This window comes from Streptomyces sp. NBC_00237 (assembly GCF_026342435.1).
Lineage (GTDB): Bacteria > Actinomycetota > Actinomycetes > Streptomycetales > Streptomycetaceae > Streptomyces.
This window is the reverse complement of record NZ_JAPEMT010000001.1, coordinates 1,469,473-1,486,605: the sequence shown is the minus strand read 5'-3', so window position 1 is coordinate 1,486,605 and position 17,133 is coordinate 1,469,473. Positions and strand designations below refer to the sequence as shown.

The 17,133-nt window shown below is 71.4% G+C and carries 15 protein-coding genes; 6 read left to right on the top strand and 9 right to left on the bottom strand.

The window, feature by feature from the left end; translation table 11 throughout:
* Positions 1 to 12: 12 nt before the first annotated feature.
* The 4 genes from OG897_RS06575 to OG897_RS06560 form a co-directional block, all read right to left on the bottom strand.
* On the bottom strand, positions 13 to 1,482 hold the full coding sequence (locus tag OG897_RS06575; RefSeq protein ID WP_266653771.1) for a S28 family serine protease: 1,470 nt from the start codon (positions 1,480 to 1,482) through the stop codon (positions 13 to 15).
* An 82-nt stretch (positions 1,483 to 1,564) separates the two neighbouring features.
* On the bottom strand, positions 1,565 to 1,933 hold the full coding sequence (locus OG897_RS06570) for a hypothetical protein (RefSeq protein ID WP_266653769.1): 369 nt from the start codon (positions 1,931 to 1,933) through the stop codon (positions 1,565 to 1,567).
* A gap of 246 nt (positions 1,934 to 2,179) precedes the next feature.
* A complete protein-coding gene (locus OG897_RS06565; RefSeq protein ID WP_266653768.1) occupies positions 2,180 to 5,932 on the bottom strand; it encodes an ABC transporter ATP-binding protein in 3,753 nt (1,250 codons plus the stop codon).
* A gap of 103 nt (positions 5,933 to 6,035) precedes the next feature.
* Complete coding sequence (locus OG897_RS06560; protein WP_266653766.1) at positions 6,036 to 7,004, bottom strand: serine hydrolase; 969 nt, start codon at positions 7,002 to 7,004, stop codon at positions 6,036 to 6,038.
* A 210-nt stretch (positions 7,005 to 7,214) separates the two neighbouring features.
* On the opposite strand from OG897_RS06560, the gene OG897_RS06555 reads away from it, so the two are divergent.
* Positions 7,215 to 7,583, top strand: coding sequence for a type II toxin-antitoxin system RelE/ParE family toxin (locus OG897_RS06555; protein ID WP_266653765.1), 369 nt, complete (start codon positions 7,215 to 7,217; stop codon positions 7,581 to 7,583).
* Between the two features lie 14 nt (positions 7,584 to 7,597).
* Entirely contained in the window at positions 7,598 to 7,999 is a 402-nt protein-coding gene (locus OG897_RS06550) for a helix-turn-helix domain-containing protein (RefSeq protein ID WP_266653764.1), read from the top strand.
* Positions 8,000 to 8,014: 15 nt separating this feature from the next.
* Here OG897_RS06550 and OG897_RS06545 read toward each other — a convergent pair whose 3' ends face one another.
* Both OG897_RS06545 and speB read right to left on the bottom strand, forming a co-directional pair.
* Positions 8,015 to 9,700 carry a thiamine pyrophosphate-binding protein gene (locus tag OG897_RS06545; protein WP_266653763.1) on the bottom strand — a complete coding sequence of 562 codons (1,686 nt, stop codon included), beginning with the start codon at positions 9,698 to 9,700 and terminating at the stop codon, positions 8,015 to 8,017.
* Between the two features lie 198 nt (positions 9,701 to 9,898).
* Positions 9,899 to 10,870: an agmatinase gene (gene speB, locus OG897_RS06540; RefSeq protein ID WP_266653761.1), complete on the bottom strand. Its 972-nt coding sequence runs from the start codon at positions 10,868 to 10,870 to the stop codon at positions 9,899 to 9,901.
* A gap of 276 nt (positions 10,871 to 11,146) precedes the next feature.
* Here speB and OG897_RS06535 point away from each other — a divergent pair, with 276 nt between their 5' ends.
* Genes OG897_RS06535 through OG897_RS06525 form a run of 3 tightly spaced genes read left to right on the top strand, consistent with a single transcriptional unit; the run spans position 11,147 to position 14,220 of the window.
* Entirely contained in the window at positions 11,147 to 12,304 is a 1,158-nt protein-coding gene (locus OG897_RS06535) for an acyl-CoA dehydrogenase family protein (protein WP_266653759.1), read from the top strand.
* 24 nt (positions 12,305 to 12,328) lie between these two features.
* Positions 12,329 to 13,204, top strand: a complete 876-nt coding sequence (tesB, locus tag OG897_RS06530; RefSeq protein ID WP_266653757.1) for an acyl-CoA thioesterase II — start codon at positions 12,329 to 12,331, stop codon at positions 13,202 to 13,204.
* A 20-nt stretch (positions 13,205 to 13,224) separates the two neighbouring features.
* A complete protein-coding gene (locus OG897_RS06525; RefSeq protein ID WP_266653755.1) occupies positions 13,225 to 14,220 on the top strand; it encodes a cation diffusion facilitator family transporter in 996 nt (331 codons plus the stop codon).
* Here the strand turns inward: OG897_RS06525 and OG897_RS06520 are convergent.
* Both OG897_RS06520 and OG897_RS06515 read right to left on the bottom strand, forming a co-directional pair.
* Positions 14,190 to 14,969 carry a phosphatase gene (locus OG897_RS06520; protein ID WP_266653753.1) on the bottom strand — a complete coding sequence of 260 codons (780 nt, stop codon included), beginning with the start codon at positions 14,967 to 14,969 and terminating at the stop codon, positions 14,190 to 14,192. The two genes, OG897_RS06525 and OG897_RS06520, sit on opposite strands and share 31 nt — an antisense overlap.
* 157 nt (positions 14,970 to 15,126) lie before the next feature.
* Complete coding sequence (locus OG897_RS06515) at positions 15,127 to 15,579, bottom strand: hypothetical protein (protein WP_266653751.1); 453 nt, start codon at positions 15,577 to 15,579, stop codon at positions 15,127 to 15,129.
* Positions 15,580 to 15,845: 266 nt separating this feature from the next.
* Here OG897_RS06515 and OG897_RS06510 point away from each other — a divergent pair, with 266 nt between their 5' ends.
* On the top strand, positions 15,846 to 16,499 hold the full coding sequence (locus tag OG897_RS06510) for a methyltransferase domain-containing protein (protein ID WP_266653749.1): 654 nt from the start codon (positions 15,846 to 15,848) through the stop codon (positions 16,497 to 16,499).
* Positions 16,500 to 16,511: 12 nt separating this feature from the next.
* On the opposite strand, the gene OG897_RS06505 is transcribed toward OG897_RS06510, so the two are convergent.
* On the bottom strand, positions 16,512 to 17,120 hold the full coding sequence (locus OG897_RS06505) for a TetR/AcrR family transcriptional regulator (protein WP_266653747.1): 609 nt from the start codon (positions 17,118 to 17,120) through the stop codon (positions 16,512 to 16,514).
* Positions 17,121 to 17,133: the final 13 nt, after the last annotated feature.

Sequence of the window (17,133 nt, the reverse complement as noted above, 5' to 3'; positions counted from 1 at the left end):
CCACGGGGGACGCTACGGGCGCAGCGACTGCTCCCTGTTCAGCTCGGTCCGGTCCAGGGCGGCGTCGTACGCGGTGAGCCGCTTCGCCGTCGACGGGTCGGCCTGGACGGCGGCGGGTGCGACGCCCGCCCACTTCAGGACCCGGGCGACGGCGGCGGCCCGCTCGTCGACGGGCAGGCCGGAGATGCTCGCGCCGTGGTTGGCGCCCGGCACGGTGTAGACGTGGTTGTCGCCGCCCGGGGCCGGGCGGAAGCGCTCGGCGCCCCACGGGTCGTTGCCGCCGTACACGTACATCATCTGGCGCGCGTTGCGGTTGACCCAGCGGTCGACGTCCTTCATGGCGTTGTCCTGCCACGTCATGGAGATCTCGCGGGGCACGTAGGCGCGCGGCTGGAAGTACTCGGGGCCGTACTTCATCAGGCCCTTGAGGTGCGGGTACGTGTACTGGGGGGCGCCGAGCTGGGTGCCCGCCTGGTAGTAGTACGGGGTGTACGGGTCCAGGCCCTGGTCGGTGTAGGACGCGAACGGGGACTTGGCGTCGACGTAGTTGTAGATGACGTCGTCGGAGGAGTCGGCGGCGGGGACGTCGGCGCACTCGGACTCGTCGCTGTACTGCCAGAACGCCCAGACGAAGTCGAGGACGGACGACTCGTACGACTTGTCGAGGCTGCCGACGGTGCGGAAGGTGGCCTTGTTCTCGGCGGCCCACTTCTTGAGCTTGGCGCTCAGCGGACCGCGCCGCACCAGGGCCTCGCGCTGCACCGCGTTGAGCTTGTCGCGGCACCCCTTGGTGGAGACGGTCTGGAAGAAGCGGTCGTACGCCGAGTCCTCGCGGTTGTTCACGTCGTTGGGGGCGACGTACGCGACGACGCCGTCCATGTCGCGCGGGTGGAAGCGCTCGTAGTAGGTGGCGGTCATGCCGCCCTTGGAGCCGCCGGTGGCCAGCCACTTCTTGCCGTAGATCTTCTTCAGGGCGGTGAAGACGCGGTGCTGGTCGTCGGCGGCCTGCTTGATGTCGAGCTTCGACCAGTCGGCGGGCTGCGGGCGGGACGGGGTGAAGAAGCGGTACTCCATCGACACCTGGTTGCCGTCGATCAGCCGGGTCGGCTCGCTGCGCGACGGGTTGGTGTAGAGGTCGTAGCCGCTGGTGAAGAAGACGCTGGGCCGGTTCACGTCCTTGTGCAGGATCGTCAGGCGCTGCTGGAAGGTGCCCTTCCAGGGGCGGGCGTGGTCCACCGGCTGCGTGTAGTTCAGGACGAAGAAGCGGTAGCCGTCGACCGGCTTCTCCTCGACCAGGCTCATGCCCGGTATCGCGAGGAGGCGGTCCTTGATGTCGGCCTGTACGTCGGACTTGGCGTCGGCGGCCGGTGCCGACGCGGGTCTCGGCCCGGCGGGCTCGGCGGCCTGCACCGCCCCTCCGGTCGCTCCGACGGCGCCTATGAGCACCGCTCCCGCGACCACTCCCCGGAACGTCTTGCGCATGAACCACTCCCCTGTCGGCACACGGACAACAGGGTGAACCTAGTTCCCTCAAACCCCTTTGTCACCAGGCGAGTTGGACAATTCAGCACAAGATCCAGCCCGAGGCGGTCCCCCTCCCCGCCACCGAGCCCTCCACCCGCACGCACCGGCTCTTCCCGTACACCGTCACCGGCCCCGCCCGCTGCGTGTACGTCCCCGCGTCGACGGCCGGCCTGCCGCCCCGCGCCTGGATGCTGACCCGTATCTTCTGCCGCACGCCCGACCTCTTGGCGACCGCCATGGCGCACACGTAGTTGCCGCTCCGGAACACGCGGACCTCGCCGGTCGCGAAGCCGTACGTCTTGACACGTGTCCCGGCGCAGGAGGCCGCCGCCGCGTCCGCCCGGCCCACGGCCGGACCGCCCACGGTCAGCAGCCCGGCCACGACCGCCACAGCGAACGCACCGGTCACTCTTCGCCTTATTCGTCCCATTGGACCCACGCCTGCCCCCACCCGCCCCGCCGAACACCTAACGCCCGACCGAACATGTTCGCCCCGCCGACCCGGGGATCGTATGCACGTACGACGCACGAAGGCCATGCATCGGTTGCACGGGCAAAGAGGACGACCGGCGGCGGACGGCGGAACAGGCGGTGAAGGGGGCGGTGAAGGGGGCGGCGGACCGGGCGTCCCCCACCGGCCCGGCCGACCGGCGGATCAGACCGCCGCCGGTTCGTCCTCCCCCACGAAGGTCCGCCACAGCCGCGCGTACGTGCCGTCCAGCGCGAGCAGCTCGTCGTGCGTGCCGTCCTCCGCGACCCGCCCGTGGTCCATGACCACGACCCGGTCCGCCCGGGCGGCCGTGGTCAGCCGGTGCGCGACGACCAGCGTCGTACGGCGGCCGGTGAGGCGGTCGGTCGCCTGGTTGACCAGCGCCTCGGTGGCGAGGTCCAGAGCCGCCGTCGCCTCGTCGAGGAGCAGCACGTCCGGGTCGACCAGCTCGGCCCGGGCGAGCGCGATGAGCTGGCGCTGCCCCGCCGAGAGGTTGCGGCCCCGCTCGGCGACCTCGTGCAGGTAGCCGCCGTCGAGCGTGGCGATCATGTCGTGCGCGCCGACCGCGCGGGCCGCCGCCTCGACCGAGGCGTCGGTGGCGTCGGGCCGCCCGTAGGCGATCGCGTCACGGACGGTCCCCGCGAAGAGGTACGCCTCCTGCGGGACGACGCCGAGGCGGTGCCGGTACGCGGTCATGTCGAGGTCGCGCAGATCGGAGCCGTCCGCGGTGACGCGGCCCGAGGTCGGGTCGTAGAAACGCGCCACCAGCTTGACCAGAGTCGACTTTCCCGCGCCGGTCTCGCCGACGAAGGCGACGGTCTGCCCCGCCGGTATGTGCAGCGAGACCTCCGACAGCGCCTCCTCCTCATCGCCGTACTTGAACGACACGTCCTCGAAGGCGATCTCCCCGCGCAGCGACAGCACGTCCTTCGGAGCGTCGGCCCCGACGGTCGACGTCGGCTCGCGCAGCAGTTCCTGGATGCGGCGCAGCGAGACCGTGGCCTGCTGGTAGCCGTCGAAGACCTGGGAGAGCTGCTGGACGGGGGCGAAGAAGAGGTCGATGTACAGCAGGTACGCGACGAGCGCGCCCGCCGTGAGCGTCCCGGCCTCGATCCGCCCCGCCCCGACGATCATCACGGCCGCGGCCGCCACCGACGCGAGGAGCTGCACGAACGGGAAGTACACGGAGATCAGCCACTGTCCGCGCACCCGCGCCTGCCGGTAGCTGCGGCTGCTGTCGGCGAACCGCTCGCGGCCCGCCCTCTCCCGCCCGAAAGCCTGCACGATGCGCAGTCCGGCCACCGACTCCTGGAGGTCGGCGTTGACGACGCCGACCCGGTCGCGGGCCAGCTCGTACGCCTGGACGCTCTTCTTCCGGAAGAAGTACGTGCCGACGACCAGCAGCGGAAGCGTCGCGAAGACGACGAGGGCGAGCTCCACGTCGATGACGACGAGCGCCACCATCACGCCGAGGAAGGTCACGACGGACACGAAGGCCGTCACCAGACCGGTCTGGAGGAACGTCGACAGCGCGTCCACGTCCGTCGTCATCCGGGTCATGATCCGCCCGGTCAGCTCCCGCTCGTAGTAGTCCAGTCCGAGCCTCTGCAACTGCGCGAAGATCTTCAGCCGGAGCGAGTACAGGACCCTCTCCCCGGTGCGTCCCGTCATCCGGGCCTCGCTGATCTGCGCCCCCCACTGCACGAGTACGGCGAGCAGGGCGAGCCCGGCGGCCGTCCACACCGCGCCGAGCGCGAGCTGGGTGACGCCTTCGTCGATGCCGTGCCGGATCAGCACCGGCAGCAGCAGCCCCATCCCCGCGTCGACGGCCACCAGACTCAGGCTGACCAGCAGCGGGAGCCCGAAGCCGCGCAGCAGGCGGCGCAGGTTGTACGAGTCCTCGGGGGCGACGGCACGGGCCTCGTCGATGTCCGGCACGTCGTCGGCGGGCGGCAGGGCGTCGACCTGGGCGAGCAGTTCGGGGGTGGCCGGCATCCCGGGCGCGTGGTCGGTGCCCTTGGCCGGGTCGGACTCGTCCCGTATCCACAGGTCGGGGGTGATGCCGCGCTCGGCGTCGAACTCGGCGTCCAGCTCCGCCTGCACCGACCGGTCGTCGGGCGCGGCGGGAACCGTCTTCGGCGTGTGCCCCGGCGATACGCCGCCCAGCTCGTCCGGGTCGGTGAGGAGGCGGCGGTAGAGGGCGGAGCGGCGCTCCAGCTCCGCGTGGGTGCCGATGTCGGCGAGGCGTCCGTTGTCGAGGACGGCGATGCGGTCGGCGAGGTTGAGGGTCGAGCGGCGGTGCGCGATCAGCAGCGTCGTCCGCCCCGCCATGACGCCCTTCAGCGCCTCGTGGATCTCGTGCTCGACCCGGGCGTCGACGGCGGAGGTGGCGTCGTCGAGGAGGAGCAGACGGGGGTCGGTGAGGATGGCGCGGGCGAGCGACAGCCGCTGCCGCTGGCCGCCGGACAGGGTCAGGCCCTGCTCGCCGACCTTGGTGTCGTACCCGTGGGGCAGCTCGTCGATGAAGCGGTCGGCCTGGGCGGCGCGGGCGGCGGCGCGTATCTGCTCGTCCGTCGCGTCCGGGACGCCGTACGCGAGGTTGGCGCGGACGGTGTCGGAGAAGAGGAAGCTGTCCTCGGGGACGAGGCCGATGGCGGCCCGCAGCGACTCCAGGGTCAGCTCGCGCACATCGTGCCCGCCGACCAGGACCGCGCCCCGCGAGACGTCGTAGAAGCGGGGCAGCAGCAGCGAGACGGTCGACTTGCCGCTGCCGGACGACCCGACGACGGCGACGGTCTCGCCCTCGCGGATCTCCAGCGAGAACCCGTCGAGGACCGGACGCCCCTCCTCGTACGCGAAGCCGACGCCGTCGAACTCGACGGTCGCGGGAGCATCCGCCGGAAGCTCCTTCGTCCCGTCCTCGATGGCCGGCTCGGTGTCGATCAGCTCCAGTACGCGCTCGACACCAGCCCGCGCCTGCTGCCCGACGGTCAGTACCATGGCGAGCATCCGCACCGGGCCGACGAGCTGGGCGAGGTACGTGGAGAAGGCGACGAAGGTGCCGAGGGTGATCTGCCCCCGGGTGGCGAGCCAGCCGCCGAGGGCGAGCATGGCGACCTGGCCGAGGGCGGGTACGGCCTGGAGGGCGGGGGTGTAGCGGGAGTTGAGCCTGACGGTCCTCAGCCGCCCTGCGAACAGCCGCCGCGAGACCTCGCGCAGCTTGCCGGTCTCCTGGTCCTCCTGCCCGAAGCCCTTCACGACGCGGACGCCGGACACGGCCCCGTCGACGACTCCGGCGACTGCGGCGGCCTGGCCCTGGGCGTACCAGGTGGCGGGGAAGAGGCGCTTCTTGCTGAGCCGGGCGATGAACCAGAGGGCGGGGGCGACGGCGAGGGCGACCAGGGTGAGGAGCGGGGACAGCCACGCCATGATCACGAGGGAGATGACGAAGAGGAGGACGTTCCCGATCGTCATCGGGAGCATGAAGAGGAGGCCCTGGATCAGCTGGAGGTCGCTGGTGGCGCGGCCGACGACCTGCCCGGTGGACAGCTCGTCCTGGCGGCGGCCGTCGAGACGGGTGATCGTCCCGTACATCTCGGTGCGCAGGTCGTGCTGGACGTCGAGGGCGAGCTTGCCGCCGTAGTAGCGGCGTATGTACGTCAGGACGTACACGACGACGGCCGCGCCTATGAGGAGACCGGTCCACACGGCGAGCGACCGGCTCCCCTTCCCGATCACGTCATCGATCACGATCTTCGTGATGAGCGGTACGAGGGCCATGACGGCCATGCCGAGGAGGGAGGAGCCGAGGGCGAGCAGGACGTTGGTGCGGTAGCGCCAGGCGTACGAGGTCAGACGGCGGGCCCAACCCGGCCCGCTCAGCTCTTCGGGTTGCTCTTTTCGTTCGTTCCCTGCCACGTGGTGCCTCCCGGTCGTTCCATGGTCCGCCGGAAGGCTCCAACGTCGCGAGCTGCGGATTTCATCCCGCCGCAACAAACGAACGGGGGTGCGGCAGCCCCTCTCAGTGCGCCGGAGCCTCCGGCACGGGCGGGATCACCTCGTGCGGGACGGCGGGCGGGGTGACGGCCGGAACCGGGGCCTGGAAGGTGCGCGGCTTGCCGCTCGCGGCGGGGTTCAGGTCGCGGTGGGCGGCGCGGGAGACGGCCTGGATGGTGTCCACGCCCTGCTGCATCGTCTTGTTGCCGTGCGTGAGGACGGTGATCGTGTAGTCGTGGCCGAGGCCGGTGAAGACGCCGAGGGAGTGCACCCGCCAGCCCTTCGTCGCGCGCGGCAGCCACCCGTTCTTGACCTGGACCTTCGCCGCGCCCGGCGCACCGGCCGGGGTGCCCCAGCGCTGGGCGGGGACGACGCGGGCCATCCGGTCCAGGGCGTACGCGCGGGAGGCGTCGGTGAGGACGGTGTTCCGCCGGGTCAGCAGGGCCAGGAGCTTGCTCTGCTCGGAGGCGTTGACCTGGGTGAGCCCCCAGTAGCCGTTCGCGCCGGGCTTGGTGCGGGTCATCCCGGCGGCCTTCAGGAAGGCGTTGATCTTCCCCGTGCCGAGCTGCTTCCAGAGCGCGCTGGTCGCGTTGTTGTCGGACTTGGTGATCATGGCGGTGACGCGGTTGCGCTCGGTGGCGCTCAGTGCCCGCTTCTTCTTCTGCGCGTCGTGCAGCAGAGCGCCGAGGACGGTGACCTTGACGATGCTGGCGGAGTCGAAGGAGTCCCAGGACCTCAGGGAGCAGTACGTGTTGGTCGACCGCTCGTAGAGGGCGAGGGCGACGGTGCCGGGGCGGCCGCGCAGGGCGGCGGTGAGGTCGGCGGTGAGCTTCTTCGCGAGCCCGGCCTTGTTGGAGCTGCACGTCACCGTGGGTGCGGCGGCGGTGGCGGGGCCTGCGGCGGCCACCGGGAGGAGGACTCCGGCGGCGAGGGCGGCGGCGGTGATCCCCCTGCGTATTCGGCGGTTCTGGATGGTGCTGGTGCGTGCGGACATGCTTCCCCGTCCCCCTGGACTCAAGTGGCTCGGGAGTGCCTTTCCGGCACTCCCGCCTCACATGACTCGGGCGGACGGAAAAGGTTGTACGTCACAGGGAAAGAGGAGGGACGGAATCTCGGCGTCACCCGAAACGACGGGATCACACCTTCGAGGGACTGCGTAACCGTTCCCACAGATATACGCTTGGCCGTCTATACGTTCTCACGCATGAGTGATCCTTTCGAGATCGAGATCGAGCCGGAGGTTCGGCTGTGGCTGATGAACCTGCCCGCCGACGACTACGAGGCGGTCGAGGACGCGGCAGAACGCCTCCGCCGCATGGCCACCAGCCTGCGGGAGCCTTTCTCCCGCTACCTGGGAGACGGCGTCCGGGAGCTGCGCTTCAACATCGGCCACGACCGCACGGCCGTCCGCATCACCTACTGGCTCGCCCCCGGCCACCGGGTCGTCATGCTGACCGTCTTTCGCAAGAAGCGGCAGCGGGAAGTCGCCGAAGTAGCCCGCGCACGGCGGGCCAAGGCCGAGTGCGAGGCCGAGCACAAACCTGCGGAAGACGAATTCAGCCGCACCGATTGAGGGAGGATGACCCCATGGTCAGTCACGCAGAGTGGAAGCGATCCCGGGACCGGAAGGTCGCCGAGGGGATTGCCGAGGACCCCGAGCGGGAGCGGCGGCGCAAGGAGCGCGATCTCGCCTGGGACCTCGGGCAGATCATCTACGACAGGCGTACCGCACTCGGGCTCTCGCAGACCGTGCTCGCCCGCCGGGCGGGCATGTCCCAGCCCCAGCTGTCCAAGATGGAACTGGGCGGGACCGTGCCCACGCTGCCGCTGCTGGGCCGCCTGGCGCTGGCGCTGGAAGCCGCGCTGACGATGGAGTTGAGCGGCGACACCTGGACGGTCGAGTTCCGCCCCTTCACCGAGGAGTCGGCAGTCGACGCGTCGGAGTCTCAGAGCCGACCGCCCGAGGTCAGGGTGGCTGCACAGGGATAGGACCCGCCCAACGGGCTACCCGTGCGTCGGCGCGAACATCCGCAGCCGCGCCGGGAGGACGACGACCGAGGGGCCGGGGGCCTTGAGCGCCGCCGCGAGGTCTCCGGCCAGCGTCTCCGGTGTCGTACGGACCCCGGGCACGCCGAAGGACTCCGCCAGCGCCACGAAGTCGGGCCGGACCAGCTCGGTCCCCGTCGGCTCCCTGTACGCCCCGTCCGCGTACTCGCGCAGGATGCCGTACCCCCCGTCGTCGACGATCAGCCACGTCACGGGGAGGTCGTGCTGCCGGGCGGTGGCCAGCTCCGCGATGGAGTACATCGCGCCGCCGTCCCCCGACACGGCGAGGACGGGGCTGTCGGGGTCGGCGACGGCCGCACCGAGGGCTGCGGGGAAGGCGTAGCCGAGCCCGCCCGCCCCCTGCGCGGAGTGCATGGTGTTGGGGCGGGCGGGGTCGAAGGCGGACCAGGCCCAGTAGGTCAGGATCGTCATGTCCCAGAAGCTGGGGGCGGCGGCCGGGAGGGCCTCGCGGATCGCGGCGAGAAGCTGCTGCTCCTGGTCGAGGCCCTGGGCCGCGATGCGGGTCCGGACGCGGTCGAGTACGTCCCGTACGGCGGTGGCGGCCGTGTCGTCCGGCCGGACCTCGTCGATGGTCTCCAGGAGTGCGGTCAGTGCGAGGCGGGCGTCGGCGTGGATGCCGAGGGCGGGGTAGTTGGACTCCAGCTTCCCGAGATCGGCGTCGATCTGGACGATCCGCCCGCGCGGGGCGAACGTGCGGTAGTTGGTGGTGAGCTCACCGAGCCCGGACCCGACCACCAGCAGGACGTCGGCCTCCTCCAGGAACTCGGTCATGTGCCGGTCCTCCAGCCAGGACTGGAGGGACAGCGGGTGCGTCCAGGGAAAGGCGCCCTTGCCGCCGAAGGTGGTGACGACGGGGGCGTTCAGCCGCTCGGCGAGCTGCCTGAGCTTCTTCGACGCGTCGGAACGGACGACTCCGCCGCCCGCGACGATCACCGGGCGGGTCGCGGTGGAGAGCAAGTGCGCGGCGACGGCGGTGAGTTCGGGACGGGGCGCGAGCTCGTGCGGGATGCCGTCCGGCGCGACCACGACCGGAATCTCCGTCTCCGCCTCCAGTACGTCCTGCGGAACCTCGACCCACACGGGCCCGTGCGGGGCACTCAGCGCGGACTCCCACGCCTCGGCGATCACGGACGGGATCTGGGACTGCGTACGGGCGAGGTGCACGGACTTCACGACGTCGCGGAAGGACGCCTGCTGGTCGCGGAGCTCGTGGAGGTGGCCTCGGCGCCCACCGCCCAGTCCGGCCGTCGGGACCTGGCTGGAGATCGCCAGTACGGGCGCGGAGGCGGCGGCGGCTTCCTGGAGGGCGGGGAGGGAGGTGAGGGCTCCCGGCCCGGTGGAGAGGAAGAGCGGGGCGGCCTCCCCGGTGACCCGCCCGTACCCGTCCGCGGCGAACCCGGCGTTGTTCTCGACGCGGAGCCCGACGTACGAGAGCTGCGAGCGGCGCAGGGCGTCGAAGAGGGCGAGGGCGTGCTGCCCCGGCAACCCGAACACGGTGGTCGCGCCGAGGCCCCGGAGGGTCTCCACGACCAGGTCACCGCCGGTACGCCCGGGGGGCGGGGCGAGGGCGGCGGCGGTCTGGGCGGGGGTGGGCCGCAGGACGAGGTCGTGGTCGTGGGTCATGGGGTCAAGCTTCGCTCATGGGGTGGGGTCATCTTCAGCCCGTCCGGCGCTTGAGGACGCGCGGGCGCAGCCGACCCAGCCCGTCCGGCGCTTGAGGACGCGCGGGCGCAGCCCGTGCAGGGGGCGAGGGGCGTAGCCCCAGGCGGTAACAGCACCCACCCACCGCCCCGCACCTTTCCCCCCCACCCCAGTCCGGGATCAGCCCCGCGCAGCGGCGATCTGCCGCGACATGATCGTCGTCAGCTCGTACGCCGTGTGCGACGCCGCCACCGACGTGATCTCCGCGTGGTCGTACGCGGGCGCGACCTCGACGACGTCCGCCGAGACGAGGTTGCAGGAGGACAGCCCCCGGATGATCTCCAGCAGCTCGCGCGAGGTGAGGCCCCCGGCCTCCGGCGTCCCGGTGCCCGGCGCGTGCGCCGGGTCCAGCACGTCGATGTCGATCGAGATGTACAGGGGGCGGTCCCCGATGCGCTGACGGAGCTGGTCCGCGACCTCGTCCACACCCCGCCGCATGACATCGGCGGACGTCACGATGCCGAAGCCCATCTTCTCGTCGTCCCGCAGGTCCTGCTTGCCGTACAGCGGCCCCCGCGTACCGACGTGCGACAGCGCCTCCGTGTCGAGGATGCCCTCCTCGACGGCCCGGCGGAACGGCGTTCCGTGCGTGTACTCCGCCCCGAAGTACGTGTCCCACGTGTCCAGGTGCGCGTCGAAGTGCAGCAGCGCCACCGGTCCGTGCTTCTTCGCGACCGACCGCAGCAGCGGCAGCGCGATGGTGTGGTCCCCGCCCAGCGTCATCATCCGCGCGCCCGACCCGAGCAGGTCGTCGGCGGCGGCCTCGATCGTCTCGACGGCCTCGTTGATGTTGAACGGGTTCGCCGCGATGTCACCGGCGTCCGCGACCTGCGCCAGCGCGAACGGCGACGCGTCCTGAGCCGGGTTGTACGGCCGCAGCAGTCGCGACGCCTCGCGGATGGCGTTGCCGCCGAAGCGCGCGCCCGGCCGGTAGGAGACGCCCGCGTCGAAGGGAACGCCGACGACCGCGACATCCGTACGCCCGCCGACCTCGTCCAGGCGCGGCAGCCGGGCGAACGTCGCCGGACCGGCGTACCGGGGAATGCGGGACGAGTCGACGGGGCCGCGGGGCTCGGAAGAGGGAGTGTTCATACCGTCGAGCGTAGGCAGGGCTGCGGATTCCGCACATGTACGGATGGATGAAGAGCCCGCTCCACCTGTACGTGACGGACAGAACCGCCTCCCACCACGCCCGGGCCCCCTCCGCGCTCCCGGAACCCGTGTGGTCCCTCCAACACCGCACTCCTCTGGACACCCCAGTGACCGGCCGGTAACTTTTGCCGGGTATCTGAGCAAGCGCTTAGCGGCCTGCACGCCCGAAGCGCCCGGCTCAAGGCAGGGATCCACCACTCGCAGAGGGAGCGTCACGTGCGCCGTACCGTATTCAACGAGGACCACGAGGCGTTCCGGGAGACCCTGAGGGCCTTCATCGAGGCCGAGGTCGTGCCCGTCTACGACGAGTGGTTCGCCGCAGGCCAGGCCCCCCGCGACTTCTACTACAAGCTCGGCGAGCTGGGCGTCTTCGGCATCAACGTGCCCGAGGAGTTCGGCGGCGCGGGCCTGAGCACGCACAAGTTCGAGGCGATCCTCACCGAGGAGACCACCCGCGCGGGCGTCACCTTCGGCGGCTCGGGCGTCCACGTCCTCCTGGGCCTCCCGTACCTCCTCATGCTCGCCACCGACGAGCAGAAGAAGCGGTACCTGGAGAAGTTCTGCACCGGTGAGGAGATGTGGGCCCTCGCGATGACCGAGCCGGGCACCGGCTCCGACGTCGCGGGCATGAAGACCACCGCCAAGCTCTCCGAGGACGGCTCGCACTACGTCCTCAACGGCGCGAAGACCTTCATCACGGGCGGCGTCCACGCCGACCGCGTCATCGTCTGCGCCCGCACCTCCGCGCCGACCGCCGAGGACCGCCGCTTCGGCATCTCCCTGTTCGCCGTCGACACGAAGTCCGAGGGCTACTCGGTCGGCCGCAAGCTCGACAAGCTGGGCCTGCGCACGTCCGACACCGCCGAGCTGGCGTTCGTCGACGTGAAGGTGCCCGTCGAGGACCTGCTCGGCGAGGAGAACAAGGGCTTCGGCTACCTCGGCCACAACCTCGCCTCCGAGCGCTGGGGCATCGCGTACGGCGCGTACGCGCAGGCCAAGGCCGCCGTCCGGTTCACGAAGCAGTACGTCCAGGACCGCACGGTCTTCGGCAAGCCGGTCGCCACCTTCCAGAACACCAAGTTCGAGCTGGCCGCCTGCCAGGCCGAGGTGGACGCCGCCGAGGCGGTCGCCGACCGCGCCCTCGAAGCGCTCGACGCGGGTGAGCTGACGGCAGCGGAAGCCGCCTCCGCGAAGCTCTTCTGCACCGAGGTCGCGCACCGCGTCATCGACCGCTGCCTCCAGCTGCACGGCGGCTACGGCTTCATGAACGAGTACCCGATCGCCCGTCTGTACGCGGACAACCGCGTGAACCGCATCTACGGCGGCACCAGCGAGGTCATGAAGATGATCATCGCCAAGGACATGGGCCTGTAGCACCCGCCTGCTACAACAACCCCCATGAACAACAAGGCACTTGAGTCCCTGCTCGATCTGCTCGACCTGGAGCGGATCGAGCAGGACATCTTCCGGGGCGTGAGCCGCTCGGCCATCGTCCCGCGCGTGTTCGGCGGCCAGGTCGCGGCTCAGGCCCTGGTCGCCGCCGGGCGGACGGTCCCCGAGGACCGCCTCGCCCACTCCCTGCACGCGTACTTCCTGCGCGCGGGCGACCCCTCGGCCCCGATCGTCTACACGGTCGACCGCATCCGCGACGGCCGCTCCTTCACCACGCGCCGGGTCGTCGCCGTCCAGCACGGCCAGCCGGTCTTCCACCTCTCCGCGTCGTTCCAGACGTACGAGGAGGGCATGGAGCACCAGGCCCCGATGCCCGCGTCCCCGGACCCGGCCACCCTCCCCACGGCCGCCGAGACCCTCCCCCGCTACGCGGACCGGTTCGTCGACCCGGGCACGGTGGACCGCCTCCTCGAAGCCCGTGCCGCGATCGACCTGCGTTACGTCGACTCGCCCCCGTACGCCACGGTCGGCGAGCCCCGGGACCCGCGCTCGCAGGTCTGGTTCCGTACGAACGGCAAGCTGGCCGACGACCACCTGCTGCACGTCTGCCTCGCCACGTACGTCTCGGACATGACGCTCCTCGACTCCGTCCTGCTGGCCCACGGCCGGGGCGGCTGGGCGACCGGCGACGTCGTCGGGGCGTCACTCGACCACGCGATGTGGTTCCACCGCCCCTTCCGCGCCGACGAGTGGCTGCTGTACGACCAGGAGTCGCCCTCCGCTTCGGGCGGCCGGGGCCTGGGCCAGGCCCGCATCTACACGCAGGACGGCCGCCTGGCGATCTCCGTCATCCAGGAGGGCGTGGTTCGCGTCCCGCACTGATCGGGCATACGGTCCGCATCATGGCGGAGGACAACACAACGGACACCCCTGCGGCACCCGACGGCGGCGGCGAGAGCACCTTCACGGTGATCGTCGCGGCGGTCGCCAACCTCGGCATCGCCGTCGCGAAAGCCGTCGCGGGCGCGATCAGCGGCTCCAGCGCGATGCTGTCGGAGGCGGCGCACTCGGTGGCCGACACGGTCACCGAACTCCTCCTCCTGACCGCGCTCAAACGCAGTGAGAAGCCCGCCGACGCCCGGCACCCCCTGGGCCACGGCCCGGAGCGCTACATCTGGGCGATGCTGGCCTCCGTCGCCACCTTCGTCGGCGGTGCCGTCTTCTCCCTCTACGACGGAATCCACACCCTCGCCCACGGCGAGCAGCTCGGCGATCCCCTCGTCTCGTACATCGTCCTGGGCGTGGCCTTCCTCCTGGAGGGCTACTCGCTGCGCACCGGCATCAAGCAGGTCCGCTCGGAGGCCGCCCGCCTGGGCGCACGCCCCGGCCGCTACTTCCGGCTGACGCCCGACACCGCCGTCAAGGCGGTCGTGATGGAGGACTCCGCCGCCCTGGTCGGCCTGCTGCTCGCCGCCTGCGGCCTGTTCCTGGGCCGGCTCACGGGCTCCGGCGTCTGGGACGGGATCGCCTCGATCCTCATCGGCCTGCTCCTCGTGTACGTCGCCTGGGTGCTGGGCCGCAGCAACGCCCAGCTCCTCATCGGCCGCGCCCTGCCCCCGGAGATGCGGGCGGGGGTCCGGGAGGAGCTCCTCTCCGTCCCCCACATCGTCGACGTCCTCGAACTGACCACCCTCATCCAGGGCCCGAACGAGATCCTGGTCGCCGCGAAGATCGACTTCCGGGACGTCTCGTCCGCCGCCGAGGTGGAGTGGGCCTGCGAGGAGGCCGAACAGCAGCTCCGCGAGCGCTACCCCGCCATCGCGCGGGTCTACCTGGATCCCACCCCCCGGCGAGGAGGGGGACGCGGTCAGCGCAGACCGGCGGCGTCCAGCAAGTAGTCCGTCATCGGCTCGTAGAAGAACGGGTCGACGACGTGGTCGTCCAGCGGAATGGTGACCGCCATGATCCCCTCCGCCTCGCCGAGGAACAGCGCCGGGTCGTTGCAGTCCGCGTACCCGATCGAGTCGATGCCGCGCTGCCCGGCGCACCCGGCCCACCCGTGATCGGCGAAGACCAGATCCGGCAGCGGCTCCCCGTTGCGCTCAAGACCGTCCAGGATCGCGGTCATCGGCGCGGGCGAGTGGGTGTGCCACAGGCTGGCCCCCCGCTCGAAGACCGCCACGTCGGCGAACTGCACGACGTACCCCTCGTCCGCCGTCAGCCCACCCGGAATCCGTACGACGTCGCACCCGGCGTCCCGCAGCGCCCGCGCGGTCGCGCCGTGCACGTTCAGCAGCGCCCCGGGGTGCCCGGTCGCGAACAGCACCCGCTGCTTGTCGGCGGCGGCCTTGCGCAGCCGCGCGGCGGCCCGGTCCAGGGCGTCCACGGTCAGCTCGGGGTCGATGGTGTCCTGCCCGTGCCGGTGCTCGGGGTCGTCGCTGACCCCGCACCGCTCCGCCATCACGGCCAGTACGTCCTGCTCGTCGGCCCACCGGTCACCGAGCTCGATGCCGAGCCAGTAGTGCCGGTCGCCGTTGGCCAGCTTTCTGTAATGCGAGAGGTTGTTGTCGCGTGGAGTGGCGACGTCGCCCGCGATGCGGGTGCGGACGAGATGGTCGACGAGGGCGGCACGGCTCAGTATCGGCATGGGGACCATTCTGCCGGGCGTGTTCGCGGGCGCACGGAGGGTTCCGGCGGGTGGGGCAACGCGACGCAGCCCCTGGCCGACCACGCCAGGGGCTGCGTCGTGCACAAGCGTCCGCAGGCCGGGTGCACTTACCGGCGCTGCGAAGCCCGGCCGTTCGTCAGCAGGTGACCGGAACGTTCAGGACCGCCGGGCCGGAGGGAGGGGAGCTGAAGGCGGACACGGCGAACTCGGCGTGGACCGTCGACCCGCACGGGGCGGTGCCGCTGACGCCGCGGACCTGAGTGGTCGTGGACTGGAAACGCACCGTCTGCGTCTGGGCGCCGAGCGAGGCACCGCCGACGACGCCGCCGGAGAGGGTCGTGATCAGGTCCTTGACCGGAAGCGTGGAGCCCGGGCTGGGCGGGCCCGCCAGGCTGATCTGACCGTACAACTGCACGTTGGTGCCGGTGACCGCGGCGCACACCTTCGTGGACAGGCCCGCCTGGAGGGCGGAAGGACCGCACGTCACGATCGTGGCAGGGGTGGTGGGGGTCTGAGCGGCGGTGGCCGGAGCCGCACCGAGTAAGACCAGACCTGCCGTCGCGGTGGCGAGCAGAGCAGTACGAGACATGAGGGTGGTTCTCCCTGTTCAGAAACGTCGTTCGTAGGCATCGCTGACGCACTCAGGATGCAGTCGCAATGTGACATTGCACTGAACACCAGTGTGTGTGGAGGCGGCGTGAAGGTCAAATCCCCTGTCTCCATGGGGTGTTCGCGCCTTCACCACGTGCGGGGCGGACAGCCACGTGAGGTGCCTCATCGGACGGACCGGAGGAACATCGCGTCAGGTGCGCGTGGCTCAGCGCGGCGCCCGGCACACCGCCCTAGCGTCTCCCCATGCTGATCATGCTGAACGCGAAGACCCTGGCCAAGGCCGTCATCGGCGCGGTGAACCGTCCCCTCGCCAAGCTCCGGTTCGCCCGGTCCGCGGGGGCGGCGGCGCCCCTGAAGATCGAGGTGGGGGCCCACACCAGCCGCCGCCCGGGGTGGATCGGCACCGACGTCTGCTGGCGGACCCGGCACTACCTGGACGCCACCCGGACCTGGCCGGTGCACCCCGCCTCGGTGAGTCACGTCTACGCGGACAACGTGATCGAGCACATCCGCCTGGAGCCGAACCGCCGCCTCTTCCGGGAGGCGCGCCGCGCGCTCGCTCCCGGGGGGCGGATCCGGCTGGCGACGCCGGACGTCGAGCACGCCGTACGGCTCTACACGGCGCGCGACGAGACGACGGTGCGGCAGATGGCGCGGGACCGGCAGGCGGGGTACGAGATGCACCACCCGGTGGACCTGCTGCGGTCGATGTTCCAGGACTGCGGGCACCACGAGGGGTACCTGTGGGACTTCGACACCCTGACGGCGGAGCTGGAGGCGGCCGGATTCACGGCTGTCCGGCGGTGTGCGGCGGGCGAGAGCGACGATCCGGCGCTGCGGGGCCTGGAGTCCCGGCCCGGACTCGCGCTGATCGTCGAGGCGGAAGCCGCCGTCTGAGACCCCGGCGGGTCAGTCGCCGAGCGCCCCGAAGGCTCCGTGGGCCAGGCGGCGCAGCAGGGCCTCCGTCGCGCCCCGGCCGGGCAGGCCCGAGCCCAGGTGGGGGGTGGAGTTGAGGAGGCCGAAGACGGCGTGGACGGCGGCGCGGGCCTCGGATTCCGGGGTGGCGGGGTGGAGGTCGCGCACCGCCGCCACCCACAGTTCCGCGTACTCGCGCTGGAGGCGGCGCACCCGGCGGCGGTCCGCGTCGCGCAGGCGGTCCAGTTCGCGGTCGTGCAGCGTGATCAGGGGGCGGTCGTCGAGGGCGAAGTCGATGTGGCCGTCGATCAGGGCGGCGAGCAGGACGGAGGGGTCGCCGGGGGCCGCGTCGACCCGGGCCCGGCCGCCCTCCAGGAGGCGTTCGCTGATGCCCAGCAGGAGTTCCGCGAGCATCGCGTCCTTGCCGGGGAAGTGCCGGTAGAGGCCGGGGCCGCTGATGCCGACCGCCGCACCTATCTCGTCGACGCCGACCCCGTGGAAGCCGCGCTCGGCGAAGAGGCGCGCGGCTTCCTTGAGGATCTGCTCGCGGCGGGTGGGGGCCGCGACCCGGGTCGTACCGCCGGGGGCGGCTTGGGTGCTCATGGCACCATTCTAG